Source organism: Sedimenticola selenatireducens, from assembly GCF_963675335.2.
GTDB lineage: Bacteria > Pseudomonadota > Gammaproteobacteria > Chromatiales > Chromatiaceae > Sedimenticola > Sedimenticola selenatireducens.
In genome coordinates, this window is sequence record NZ_CAXXYC010000003.1 from 57982 (window position 1) to 71120 (window position 13139).

The 13139-nt window shown below is 59.8% G+C and carries 11 protein-coding genes; 6 read left to right on the forward strand and 5 right to left on the reverse strand.

Annotated features, from left to right (window positions below; genetic code table 11):
• Positions 1–3 precede the first annotated feature (3 nt).
• A complete protein-coding gene (pnp, locus tag ACHZBF_RS03905) occupies positions 4–2100 on the forward strand; it encodes a polyribonucleotide nucleotidyltransferase (RefSeq protein WP_029135017.1) in 2097 nt (698 codons plus the stop codon).
• 203 nt (positions 2101–2303) lie between these two features.
• Positions 2304–2753 carry an REP-associated tyrosine transposase gene (locus ACHZBF_RS03910; RefSeq protein ID WP_321527731.1) on the forward strand — a complete coding sequence of 150 codons (450 nt, stop codon included), beginning with the start codon at positions 2304–2306 and terminating at the stop codon, positions 2751–2753.
• Between the two features lie 375 nt (positions 2754–3128).
• Here the strand turns inward: ACHZBF_RS03910 and ACHZBF_RS03915 are convergent, their stop codons facing one another.
• Entirely contained in the window at positions 3129–4874 is a 1746-nt protein-coding gene (locus ACHZBF_RS03915; protein WP_321527732.1) for an ABC transporter ATP-binding protein, read from the reverse strand.
• Between the two features lie 279 nt (positions 4875–5153).
• Here ACHZBF_RS03915 and ACHZBF_RS03920 point away from each other — a divergent pair, with 279 nt between their 5' ends.
• The 4 genes from ACHZBF_RS03920 (at position 5154) to ACHZBF_RS03935 (ending at position 9837) form a co-directional block, all read left to right on the forward strand.
• Positions 5154–5981: a M23 family metallopeptidase gene (locus ACHZBF_RS03920; RefSeq protein ID WP_273440800.1), complete on the forward strand. Its 828-nt coding sequence runs from the start codon at positions 5154–5156 to the stop codon at positions 5979–5981.
• A gap of 65 nt (positions 5982–6046) precedes the next feature.
• Positions 6047–7366, forward strand: coding sequence for a TolC family outer membrane protein (locus ACHZBF_RS03925; protein ID WP_029135020.1), 1320 nt, complete (start codon positions 6047–6049; stop codon positions 7364–7366).
• 63 nt (positions 7367–7429) lie between these two features.
• Entirely contained in the window at positions 7430–8527 is a 1098-nt protein-coding gene (gene aroC / locus ACHZBF_RS03930) for a chorismate synthase (RefSeq protein ID WP_288104459.1), read from the forward strand.
• Positions 8528–8697: 170 nt separating this feature from the next.
• Positions 8698–9837 carry an MFS transporter gene (locus ACHZBF_RS03935; RefSeq protein WP_029135022.1) on the forward strand — a complete coding sequence of 380 codons (1140 nt, stop codon included), beginning with the start codon at positions 8698–8700 and terminating at the stop codon, positions 9835–9837.
• A gap of 16 nt (positions 9838–9853) precedes the next feature.
• Here the strand turns inward: ACHZBF_RS03935 and ACHZBF_RS03940 are convergent, their stop codons facing one another.
• The 4 genes from ACHZBF_RS03940 to rsxD all read right to left on the reverse strand — a co-directional run bounded on the left by ACHZBF_RS03940 (position 9854) and on the right by rsxD (position 13139).
• On the reverse strand, positions 9854–10696 hold the full coding sequence (locus ACHZBF_RS03940; RefSeq protein ID WP_321527733.1) for an alpha/beta fold hydrolase: 843 nt from the start codon (positions 10694–10696) through the stop codon (positions 9854–9856).
• Positions 10697–10776: 80 nt separating this feature from the next.
• On the reverse strand, positions 10777–11475 hold the full coding sequence (locus ACHZBF_RS03945) for an electron transport complex subunit E (protein WP_029135024.1): 699 nt from the start codon (positions 11473–11475) through the stop codon (positions 10777–10779).
• Complete coding sequence (rsxG, locus tag ACHZBF_RS03950; RefSeq protein ID WP_029135025.1) at positions 11468–12103, reverse strand: electron transport complex subunit RsxG; 636 nt, start codon at positions 12101–12103, stop codon at positions 11468–11470. The genes ACHZBF_RS03945 and rsxG overlap by 8 nt, the downstream gene beginning before the upstream one ends.
• A complete protein-coding gene (rsxD, locus tag ACHZBF_RS03955) occupies positions 12096–13139 on the reverse strand; it encodes an electron transport complex subunit RsxD (protein ID WP_029135026.1) in 1044 nt (347 codons plus the stop codon). The genes rsxG and rsxD overlap by 8 nt, the downstream gene beginning before the upstream one ends.

The window sequence follows — 13139 nt, forward strand, 5'->3', positions numbered from 1 at the left end:
ATTGTGACCCCTACCAAGAAAGTATTTCAGTACGGTGAACACACCGTAAGCCTGGAGACCGGCGAAATCGCCCGCCAGGCGGACGGCGCGATCATGATCGACATGGACGGAACCGTGGTGCAGTGCACCGTGGTTGGCGCCAAGAGTGCTATTGAAGGGCGGGACTTTTTCCCGCTGACAGTGGATTATCAGGAGAAGACCTATGCCGCGGGCAAGATCCCGGGTGGTTTTTTCCGGCGTGAGGGTCGTCCGGCGGAGAAGGAGATTCTCACCTGCCGGCTGATCGACCGCCCGGTCCGCCCATTGTTTCCCAAGGGCTTCACCAACGAAGTGCAGATCATCTGCACCGTGATGTCACTGAATCCGAACGTGGATCCGGAAATTCCGTCTCTCATTGGCGTTTCCGCGGCACTCGCCATCTCCGGTCTACCCTTCCAGGGACCGATCGGTGCGGCCCGCGTCGGTTACAAGGATGGCAACTACATTCTTAATGCCGCCAAGACCGGTCTCAATGATGAGAGCGACCTGGACCTGGTCGTTGCCGGTACCGAGCATGCGGTGCTGATGGTTGAGTCCGAGGCGCGAGAACTCTCCGAGGAGGTGATGCTGGGGGCGGTACTGTTCGGTCACGAACAGATGCAGGTTGCCATCAATGCCATCAAGGAACTGGCGGCCGAGGTCGGCAAGCCGATCATGGAGTACAGCGTACCGGTTGACGATGCGGCACTCAGCGAAGCCGTTGCCGCGGCAGCTGGTGAAGCCATCAAACAGGCCTACTCGGTTGCGGACAAGATGGAGCGCTACAACCAGCTGGATGCGGCAACCAGCGCGGCTGTTGCGGCGTTGTGCACCGGTGATGACGCCAAGTGGAGTGAAGGCGAAGTCAAGGATGCGGTCGGCAAGCTGAAGAAGAAGATTGTTCGTGGCCGGATTCTCTCCGGCGAGCCACGTATCGACGGCCGCGACACCAAGACCGTGCGCCCCATCACCGTTCGGACCGGCGTGTTGCCGCGGACCCACGGTTCCGCCCTGTTTACCCGTGGCGAGACACAGGCTATCGTGGTGACCACGCTCGGTACTGAACGTGATTCACAGATCATCGATGCGCTGGATGGCACCTACCGCGAGCCCTTCATGCTGCACTACAACTTCCCCCCCTTCTGTGTGGGTGAGACCGGGCGTGTCGGGTCTCCCAAGCGTCGTGAGATCGGCCACGGCCGTCTGGCGAAGCGTGGTGTGCTCTCCTGTATGCCGACCCTGGAGGAGTTCCCCTACTCAATTCGCGTGGTTTCGGAGATCACCGAGTCCAACGGCTCCAGCTCCATGGCCTCGGTCTGTGGCACCAGCCTGGCACTGATGGACGCCGGCGTGCCGATCAAGGCGCCGGTAGCCGGTGTGGCCATGGGTCTGATCAAGGAGGATGACGCCTTCGCCGTGCTCACCGATATCCTGGGCGACGAGGATCATCTGGGCGACATGGACTTCAAGGTGGCGGGTACCTCCAACGGTATCAATGCGCTGCAGATGGATATCAAGATAGACGGTATCACCAAGCAGATCATGGAGATCGCCCTGGATCAGGCCAAGGATGGACGCATGACCATCCTGGAAGAGATGAACAAGGCGATTGATACTCACCGCATAGAGATGTCTGAGCATGCGCCCCGGATCATTACCATCAAGATAGATCCGGACAAGATCCGTGACGTGATCGGCAAGGGCGGCACCACCATTCGCTCCATCACCGAAGAGACCGGCGCCACGGTCGACGTCAGTGACGACGGTATGGTGAAGATCTTCTCAGTCGACAAGGCTGCCGGTGAGGACGCGAAAAAGCGTATCGAGCTGATCACCGCCGATGTTGAAGTAGGTGCCATCTATGAGGGCAAGGTGGTCCGCCTGATGGACTTCGGCGCCTTTGTCACCATCCTGCCGGGCCGTGACGGTCTGGTGCACATTTCCCAGATCTGCGAAGAGCGGGTCGAGAAGGTAAGTGACAAGCTGGCCGAGGGCGATGTGGTCAAGGTGAAGGTGCTGGAAGTGGACAAGCAGGGTCGCGTCCGCCTCAGCATGAAGGCCGTGGAAGAGGGTGAGTCCTGAGTGGTCTGATCCTTCTCTGAGTAGTATCCAAGGGGGCTTCGGCCCCCTTTTTCGTGGTTGGATTCCCGGGCCGAATTCGCGGCGAAGGCGCCGCTCCTACGGGTGGTTTTATCACGGAATTTAAATATCCTTGTAGGAGGCCCGCCTCGGGCCGAATCTCTAATAGGTTACAGGTCCATGGTGGAAAACACAGGGAGGTGTGTGTGGACAGCTATAGGCGATGGCGCGGTTGTGACCTGCGTAAGGGCCGTTTTTCTGAGGGCGGACGTATCTATCTGGTGACTACCGTGACAAAGCTGCGGCGACCGGTGTTTGCCGAATTTCAGGCGGCCAGATCCTTAGTGCGTGCATTACGCCAGGAGCAACGCGCTGGTCGCGCCGGCACACTGGCCTATGTGGTGATGCCGGATCACCTTCACTGGCTGATGGAGTTGCGGGGCAAGGCTTCGCTATCGCAGGTAGTCGGTGCAGTGAAGTCGGTATCGGCCCATCGGTTGGATCGCGCGCTCTGGCAGCGAGGGTTTCACGATCACGCATTACGGAGGGAAGAAGACCTTCCCGCCGTGGCGCGCTATGTTGTGGCCAACCCGTTGCGTAAAGGATTGGTTACCCGAATCGGAGAATACCCACATTGGGATGCCATTTGGTTGTAGGGAGTGCGCCCGGACCCAATCGCGGCGAGGGCGCCGTTCCTACCTGTGGGGGTAGTCCCCTGGGAGGGGAGATGCCCGGTAGGAGGCCCGCCTCGGGCCGAATTCGCGGCGAGGGCGCCGCTCCTACCGGTGCGGGTAGTTGCCGGGGAGGAGGGATGCCCTGTAGGAGGCCCGCCCCCGGACCCAATCGCGGCGAGGGCGCCGCTCCTACCGGTGTGGGTAGTTGCCGGGGAGGAGGGATGCCCGGTAGGAGGCCCGCCCCCGGGCCGAATTTGCGGCGAGGGCGCCGTTCCTACCGGTGCGGGTAGTTGCCGGGGAGGAGGGATGCCCTGTAGGAGGCCCGCCCCCGGGCCGAATTCGCGGCGAGGGCGCCGCTCACACTTCCTGGCGACCGTACAGTGAGGCGTAGAGGCCCCGGTTATTGATCAGCTCTTCATGGCTGCCCTGTTCGATGATCTTGCCGTCTTCAAACACCAGCGCGCGGTCGGCCTGTTTTACCGCGCTCAGGCGGTGGGCGATGATCAGCGTGGTGCGACCTTTGAGAAAGCTCTGCAGCGCCTGATGCAGGTGTTGTTCGGTGGTGGTGTCGAGGGCCGAGGTGGCCTCATCCAGGATCACCAGCTTGGGATCGGTGAGCACCATCCGGGCAATCGCCAGACGCTGGCGCTGGCCGCCGGAGAGGCGGATGCCATCGCGCCCCACCAGTGTGTCCAGTCCATTGTCCAGCTCCCGGATGGTCTCGTCCAACTGGGCGATCTGTAGTGCCTGCCAGAGCTTTTCGTCACTGCAGGGTTTGCCCAGTGTGAGGTTGATGCGAACGCTGTCGTTGAACAGGGCCGGCTGCTGCAACACGGTGGCGACGTGCCCCCGCACCTTGTCCATGCCGATCTCGGTCACCGGAATGCCGTTGAAATAGATGCTGCCGGATTCCGGCGGATAGAGCCCGAGAATGATCTGCACCAAGGTGGTCTTGCCACCGCCACTGGCCCCTACCAGTGCCACTTTCTCGCCTGCCTGGATGGTGAGCGAGAGATTGTCCAGCACCAGCGGGCCGTCGCCATAACGGAAACAGATCTGTTCCAGCCGCAGATCGGTGGTGTTTTCTCCCCGGAAGGGGTCCTTGTTATGAGGGTATTTGGGCTCCAGATCCATTCGGATCAGTTGATTGATGCGCTCCAGCGCCGCCTTGGCGCCGTTGTATGAATACTGGATGGCCAGGATCTCCTGGAGTGGCGCCATCATGAACCAGAGATAGGCATAGACCGCCAGCATCTGGCCGATACTGAGACCGGAGAACAGCACCATCACCATGCTCAGGGCGCGGAAGAAGTCGAAGCCGAACAGCACGGTGGTGAAGGAGAGGCGCTGGGCCGCATCACTTTTCCAGGTGAAGGCGGCGGAGTGCTGACGTATCCGGTCCGCCTTGCCGATGATGCGCTGGATATAGTGGGTCTCGCGATTGCTGGCGCGGATCTGCTGGATGGCGTCCAGGGTCTCGGCCAGGCTCTCCTGGAACGCCTGGTAGGCGCTGTTCTCGCGCCGTTTCAATGCCTTGACCTTGTGACCGAAAATAGTGGTGATCCAGATGACGATCGGATTGATCAACAGGATCACGATAGCCAGTTGCCAGTGCATCCACAGCAGCACCACGGCGGTACCGACGATGCTCAGCACAGCCACCAGGAACTTGCTGGTGGCGACGCCGAGAAAACTGTCCACGGCGTCGATGTCGGTCACCAGGTGGGAGGCAACCGTTCCGCTGCCCAGGGTTTCATACTCGGCCATGGAGACCCGCTCCAGCCGTTTCAGCAGGCTGCGGCGGATGCGGAAGGTGACGTCCTTGGAGATGATGGTGAACTGGCGCATCTGCCACACCCCCAGGACCAGCGAGGCGAGGCGCATCAGCATGGTCAACAGCAGGATGACACCGATATAGAGCAGCGGCGAGTGCCAGGATTCTGGAAACAGTGAATTCATCAGCGGCACGCTGGGCCCCGGTTTGTCCAGCAGCACTTCGTCCACAATCAGCGGTATCAGCAGCGGGATGGGTACCGAGATAAAGGTCCCCAGGATGGCGATAATATTCGCCTTCACCAGTTCGCTGCGGTGTTCAAATACCATACTGACCACTTCCGACCAGCTGTAGTGCCTGCTGCGAATCTTTGTCTCTGTGTGCCGGCTATCTGTCATTTAACTGCGCATCTGGGGAACGACCGCGGTCATTCAGGGTCAGAATTTTCCATGTGATCATTTGCTCCGACATTATTTCATGATTAACTGGCACACCAAAATCTGAACATAGCCAGAACCCTGTGTTTCGGATCCCTTTGCCTTCATAATGTTCAGAGTCCGGTCTCTGTCCGTTGTTCAAACAAGCATGATTGAAAAGCAAACAAAAAAATGAAACCAATAGCTCCCTCTCTCTCTAGTCTGCTGATCTTCTGCATGCTGCTCTTCTCATCTCCCGGTCACGCCAGTCACAGTCTGGAGGGCAATTATGTGCAGGGCGGGTTGGTGGTCGGTCAAACCGAACCCGGGGTAAAGGTACAACTGGATGATATCGCGGTGCGGGTCTCCGACCAGGGTTACTTTGTCCTCGGATTTGATCGGGACCATGCGCCAGAGAGCCGGCTGCGGCTGACCTATCCGGATGGACACCGTGAAGAGCAGACCCTGAAAATCGCCCGGCGTGAATACAATATCCAGCGAATCGACAACCTGCCCAAGCGTAAAGTGACCCCGGAGAAAATGGATCTTGAGCGCATTCGCCGGGAGTCGGCACTGGTCAAGGCCGCCAGGAAACGGGATGACCCCCGCACCGATTATCTGAGCGGTTGGGAATGGCCGGTGAAGGGGCGTATATCAGGCGTCTACGGCAGTCAGCGGATACTCAATGGCCAGCCGCGCCGGCCCCATTTTGGCGTGGATGTGGCGGCACCGGTCGGCACCCTGGTACGTGCACCCGCGGATGGTATTGTCACGCTGGTGCATCCCGACATGTTCTTTTCCGGCGGCACACTGATCCTGGATCATGGTCAGCACCTCTCCTCCTCTTTCCTGCATCTCAGTGAGATCCTGGTCAAGGAAGGGGACCGTATCGGGCAGGGTGAGCCCATTGCCCGGGTAGGAGCCACCGGTCGGGTGACCGGCGCGCACCTGGACTGGAGAATGAACTTCCATCAATATCAGATCGATCCACAGTTGCTGGTGCCGCCGATGGAACAATAACCCACCGGTCTGGTACTACTTTAATGATATAATTTCGCGATTATCGATTCTGTGCAGGATTAACTATGAAAAAGTTGTTGTTGACACTGTTACTAGGTCAATTGTTGGGTGTCTCCGGGGCTCAGGCGGAGGATCTGCTGGAGATTTATCAGCTCGCGCTGCAGAATGACGCCCAGTTGCGAGCGGCTATGGCAAACCGGGATTCCGCCCTTGAAGCACTCCCGCAGGCCAAGGCCCAACTGCTGCCCAGCGTCAGTCTCTCCAGTGATGCCAACCTGGTCCGCACCGACGTAAACAGCTCCTCCTCCTCGAGTGCCTTAACGGACAATCCGAATAATTACGCGACTGCCGGTCTCAGCCTCAACCTCACCCAGTCGATTTACCGAAAGGCGTACAACGTTCAACTCGACCAGGCCGATCGGCAGATTGCCCAGGCCGAGGTGACCTTCGCGGCCGAGGAGCAGAATCTGATCATTCGGGTTGCGCAGGCCTATTTCAATGTGCTCTCGGCCGAGGACAGCCTGGAGTTTGCCCGGGCGGAGAATGCGGCTATCGCCCGTCAGCTCGATCAGGCCAAGCAGCGTTTCGAGGTGGGCCTGATCGCCATCACCGATGTGCATGAGGCACAGGCCGCCTTCGACCAGTCGCGGGCCGACCTGATACAGGCGGAAAACGCCCTGGACAACGCCCGGGAGGCACAGCAGGAGATCATCATGCAGGTGGTCGACGACCTGGCCCCGCTGGCGGCAGAGTTGCCGCTTAATCCGCCGCAGCCGCAAAACCCGGAGCAGTGGGCGGAGACCGCGCAGACCCAGAATCTCTCCCTGCAGGCGGCGAACTACGGGGTTGATATTGCCCGTCTGAACATCGACCTGCAGGACTCCGGTGACTCCCCGACCCTGGACCTGGTCGGTTCGCACTCGCTGGATGTGAGCAACAACGAAAACGGCACCGATCTGCACACCACGGTGATCGGGTTGCAACTGAACCTGCCGCTCTATACCGGTGGCGCGGTCACTTCACGCACCCGCCAGGCCCGCTTCGACTACGAGGCGGCGCAGCAGACCCTGGATCAGCAGCGACGCTCGGTCAACCGCTCTGTGCGGGATGCCTACCGGGGTGTGATGTCCAGTATCAGCCGGGTGGAGGCACTCAAGGCGAGCACCATTTCGGCCCAGAGCGCCCTTGAGGCGACCACGGCCGGTTTCGAGGTGGGTACCCGTACCATGGTGGATGTACTGAATGCGCAGCGCGACCTGTTCAGCGCCCGCAGTAATTACGCCCAGGTGCGCTATGATTTCATTCTCAACGGGTTGCTACTGAAACAGGCCACTGGCAATTTGTCCACCGAGGATCTGAAACAGGTCAACGGCTGGCTGAAGTAGCCCGGTTCCGGCAAGTGGCGCCTGGCGCCCAGTAATTATCGATTACCCAGCAGGCAGCAGATTATGTCTGGAAATAGCTACGGAAAACTTTTTACCGTCACTTCGTTTGGCGAGAGCCATGGACCGGCCATAGGTTGCATCGTTGACGGTTGTCCGCCGGGGCTGGCGTTGAGCGAGGCCGATCTGCAGACCGATCTGGACCGACGCAAACCCGGTACCTCGCGCCATACCACTCAGCGACGGGAGGAGGACCGGGTGCAGATCCTCTCCGGGGTGTTCGAGGGCCAGACCACCGGCACGCCGATTGCCCTGATCATCCACAACACCGATCAGCGCTCCAAGGACTATTCCAAGATCATGGATCGGTTCCGCCCGGGCCATGCCGACTACACCTATACCAAGAAGTACGGCTTGCGTGATTACCGTGGCGGTGGTCGCTCCTCGGCCCGGGAGACCGCCATGCGGGTGGCCGCCGGGGCCATCGCCAAAAAATATCTGCAACAGCATTGCGGGACCACCATTCGTGCTTATCTCTCCCAGCTCGGGCCAATCCGTATCGACAAGCTGGACTGGGATCAGGTGGAGCAGAACCCCTTCTTCTGCCCGGATGCCGACAAGGTGGCCGAACTGGAAAACTACATGGATGCCCTGCGCAAGGAGGGCAACTCGGTGGGGGCGCGCATCAACGTGGTGGCCAGCTGTATTCCGGTCGGGCTGGGCGAGCCGATCTTTGACCGGTTGGATGCGGATATCGCCCATGCGTTGATGAGCATCAACGCGGCCAAAGGGGTGGAGATCGGTGCCGGGTTTGACTGTGTGGCGCAGAAGGGCACCGAACACCGGGACGAGATGACCCCTGAAGGTTTTCTCAGTAACCATGCCGGCGGTATCCTCGGCGGCATCTCCAGCGGTCAGGATATCCTCGCCAGTGTCGCCTTCAAGCCCACTTCCAGCCTGCGTCTGCCGGGGCGTACCGTCAACCTTGCCGGTGAGCCGGTGGAGGTGGTGACCGAGGGGCGTCACGACCCCTGTGTCGGTATCCGCGCCACGCCCATTGTCGAGGCGATGCTGGCGCTGGTGCTGATGGATCATCTGTTGCGGCACCGGGCGCAGAACCTGGACGTGCAGAGCGGCACGCCGGATATACCGGCCTCGGTCTAGGGGGGCTCCATAGCGCGCCCTTGCGGGTGATAGCATGCGCACTGGAAACCGGTCTGATAATTCAACAGGGTCTGATTACGCATCCGGCTCAACCACAGTCAGGAAAATATTAGCCGCATTCATTCGCGGCTTTATTCACGCTATTCGACCCTGACCGAGCAATGACACCTATGCCGTACTGGCGCCTTTCGAGCTTCTATTTCTTCTACTTCGCCGCCCTGGGTGTGCTGGTACCGTACTGGGGACTCTACCTGAAGAGCCTGGGTTTCAACGCCGTGGCCATCGGGCAGTTGATGGCCATTCCCATGGCCACCAAGTTTATCGCCCCCTTCGTGTGGGGCTGGCTGGGCGATCATTTGGGGCGGCGCATGGCCATTGTGCGCCTCGGCGCCCTGCTTACTACGCTGATCTTTGTCGCCGTGTTCTGGTTGCAAGGGTTCTGGGAGCTGGGCCTGGCCATGGTGCTGTTCAGTTTCTTCTGGAATGCGGTTTTGCCACAGTTCGAGGCGGTGGTGCTCTGTTATCTGGGAAAGGCGGTCTCCCGCTACGCGCAGATTCGGGTCTGGGGTTCGATCGGCTTTATCGTCACCGTGGTGGTGCTCGGCATGGCGGTGGATCTGCGGGGTCCGGCCGCGGTGCTGCCGGTGCTGCTCTCCATTTATGCGCTGTTGTGGGGTGCAAGCCTGCTGATCGCCGATCCGGCAACCAGCCCGCATCCGGTGGATCAGCCGGGCATCCTCTCGGTGTTGCGCAAGCCGGCGGTGCTCGCCTTCCTGACAGCCTGTTTCCTGCTTCAGGCCGGACATGGCGCCTACTACGGCTTCTACTCCATCTACATGGAGACGCTGGGCTACAGCAAGACCCTGATCGGGCAACTCTGGGCGCTGGGGGTGATTGCCGAGGTGGCGGTCTTCCTGGTCATGCATCGTCTGCTGCTGCGCCTGGGGGCGCGCAATGTGCTGATGATCAGCCTGTTGCTGGCGGCGCTGCGCTGGTACCTGATCGGGAATTTCGCCGACTCGCTGGTCCTGCTGTTTTTCGCCCAGACGCTGCACGCTGCTACCTTCGGTACCTTTCATGCGGCGGCGATCCATCTGGTGCATCATTACTTTACCGGTCGCCACCAGGGGCGGGGACAAGCGCTCTACAGCAGCCTCAGTTTCGGCCTGGGCGGTGCCCTGGGGACAATGAGCAGCGGATTCCTTTGGGAGGGTGCCGGACCCACGTTGGTGTTCAACCTGTCGGTGGCGGTGTCCCTGCTGGGACTGTTTATCGTTTGGCGCTGGGTGGTGAATGACCTCGGTCAGTAGCGTCCGGAAACAATGTTCATCCGGCGAAAAAAGTCCGGATCGCCTGCGCTACCGGTGCGGGATTCTCCATGTGCAGATGGTGTCCGCCCGTCAGTTTCACCACTTGCAGGTCGGCAATCAGAGTTTCACGCTGATTCCAGTTGTATTGCGCCGGCACAATCCGTTCAGCATCCCGGATAAACAGGGTAGGGGCCTTGATGCGGGGTAGAAACGCTTGCACCTGTTCCTCGGTGATATAGATGGGTGAGCGGTAGCGCAGTCGGGGATCGGTGCGCCAGTACACCCCTCCGGGATCACTGGCGGTATTTCTCTCCACCAGCAGGCGAGCGGTCGCTTCACCCAGATCCCCGGCCTGCATGCGGGCACGAATGATCGGTTCCAGCGAGGAATAACGCCGCTTCCTTGTTTCGGGTTCTGCCAGTATCTGCCGCGTGGCCTCGGCCAAATGGCTCGCGCAATCCTTTGGATCATCCCCCCAGGGGCCCAAACCCTCGATCAGCACCAGCCGTTCAATCCGCTCGGGAAAGCTGGCCGCGATCAATGAGGCGATACCGGCCCCCATGGAGTGTCCAATGAGTGAAAACCGCTCCCGGCCGGCGGCATTGGCGGCCGCAATTACATCCGCCACAAAATCGACAAAATGGTAGTGCTGTCCCGCTGGTCGATGGTCCGACAGGCCATGCCCAGGCAGATCCAGTGCCAGGATATCCAGGTTTGGCAGCAGGACCGCCAGCGGTGCAAAGCTGGCGGCATTGTCCAGCCAGCCGTGCAGTGCTATGACCGGTTGTCCACCGTCTTCATGAAAGTGCTTTGCCGCCAGGTTGATCCAGCGGGTGTTCAGGGTCAGCTCTTGTGGCATATTGCTCCCTCGCGGCGCGACATGAGTATCCTGGCCGAGCGGCGGGTTGTCGATTTGACGATGGAGTAACCCTTGAATGCTTAGGCGGTGCCTGGCTCCATGTCGGCTTCCGCCGCTTGCACGGTTGCGGGTTTGGTCCTGGAGAGCCGGTTGTCAATGATGTTCTTCAGGGCAATCATCAGCCCCATGCCCAGAAAGGCGCCGGGGGGCAGGATTGCCAACAGCATACCCTTGAAGTCGGTACCCAGGCTCATGGTCCAATTGGTAGCGATATCACCGAACATCAGGTCAGCCTGGGAAAACAGCGTACCCATGCCAAGCAGTTCGCGCATTGCGCCCAGCGTCACCAGTGCGCAGGTGAATCCCAGTCCCATCGCCAGACCATCCACAATCGCCGGCAGCAGATGACTTTTTGAGGCGAAAGCCTCGGCGCGGCCGATGATCGCGCAGTTGGTGACAATCAATGGAATAAAGATGCCCAGCACCTTGTAGAGATCATGGAACCAGGCGTTCATGCTCAGCTCCACCGCGGTGACAAAGGAGGCGATAACAATAACGAATACCGGCAGACGCACTTCCGGACGCACCAGGTTTCGGATCAGGGATACGGTGGCATTGGACATGACCAGCACGAAGGTGGTGGCAATGCCGAGGCCGAGTCCATTGATCGCCGTGCTGGTGACTGCCAGTAACGGGCACAGACCCAGCAGTGCCACCAAGGCCTGGTTATTACTCCAGAGGCCTTCGCGGATCAGTCGGCCATAGCTTGTGTCACTCATCTTTGGCTGCCTTCTCGGGTTTCAGAAACAGTGATTTGCCGTGTTCTTTAAAATAAACCAGGGTGTTCTTGACGCCACCGACCACGGCGCGTGGGGTAATGGTCGCGCCGGTGAACTGGTCAAATTGACCGCCGTCTTTCTTGACTTTCCAGCCTGTCATGGACGGATTGGATAACGATTTGCCGGCAAAGGAGAATATCCAGTCGGATCGGTTTTCTTCCACTTTGTCCCCCAGTCCGGGAGTCTCCTTGTGTGATACCACCCGGACACCACCCAGCGTCCCGTCAACCTTGACCGCAACCAGCATCTTTATCGGGCCGCTATAGCCGTTGGGGACCATGGAGGAGAAAACCGCCGCAACCGGTTTGCCCTGCTTGCGCCCCAGGTAGACCAGCGTCTGGTCGCCGCCCAGTAGATCTTTCTGCGACACCACGCGGGTATCGGTGACGATGTCATTGTCGATCGTATCGGCTGGCACCAGGGCGGTCAGGCTCTGCAGCAGCGCCTCCCGCTCATTGGCGGCGATCTTCTCGGCCGTGAGGTCATTGGTGACCGCCACGAGCGCGGTACCCGCAGTTGCAAACAGGGCCAGCAGTATACCTGCCACTGAAACCGGGTGCTTAATCACGCCTCGCCCCCTGATGGCCAAAGGCCCTCGGTTGCGTGTAGTAGTCGATAGTGGGTGCCGCCATGTTCATCAACAGCACGGCGAAGGCCACCGCATCGGGGTATCCGCCCCAGGTGCGTATGATAAATACCAGCAGACCGATGCTGGCGCCATACACCAGTTGTCCTTTCTTGGTAGTACAGGCGGAAACAGGATCGGTCGCGATAAAGAAGGCGCCGAGCAGGGTACCGCCAGTAAAGATGTGGAACATGCCGAACGGATAGGCTTCCTGGTCGAGGAAGTGAAACAGCATGGCGATGACCAGCAGGCTACCCAGCATGGAGACCGGGATATGCCAGCTGATAACCCGCGTGAAGAGCAGAAACAACCCGCCCAGCAGAAACCAGTTGCCTGCCCACTCCCAGCCGCGACCACCAAAGTCTCCCCACAGTGGCTGGATGAGGATCTCACTCAGCATCTTGCTCTGGTCGAGTTGGGTGAACATGGCGTCCAGCGGCGTGGCCATGGTGAGGGCGTCCCAGGAGAGTCCGGCCGGCAGCGTCCCGGTGAATATCACGCTGGCGCTCTGAATAAAAGTCAGCGGGTTTTCGTTGAGCATTTCCGGTGGCAGCCAGGAGGTCATCTGCACCGGATAGGAGACCAGCAACAGCACATAGGCGGCCATCGCCGGATTGAATGGGTTGTAACCCAGGCCGCCATAGATCTGTTTGACCATCAGGATGGCGAAGGCCACGCCGATTACCGTCAGCCACCAGGGCAGGAGCGGCGGCACGGCAACGGCAAACAACAGGGCGGTCAGTACGGCACTGAAGTCTCCGATCGCCGGCAGCACCGGGCGGTTTCTCAGGCGCACGGCGAGGGCCTCGCAAACAATGGCAGTGATACTGGCGAGAATCATATTGATCAGTATGCCCCAGCCGAAATACCAGATCATGGCAATGGCGCCCGGGATCAATGCCAGGATAACCAGCAGCATGGTTTTACTGACACTGTTGGGCCGGTCGCTATGAGGTGATGTTATTGTGGTAAAGCGCAT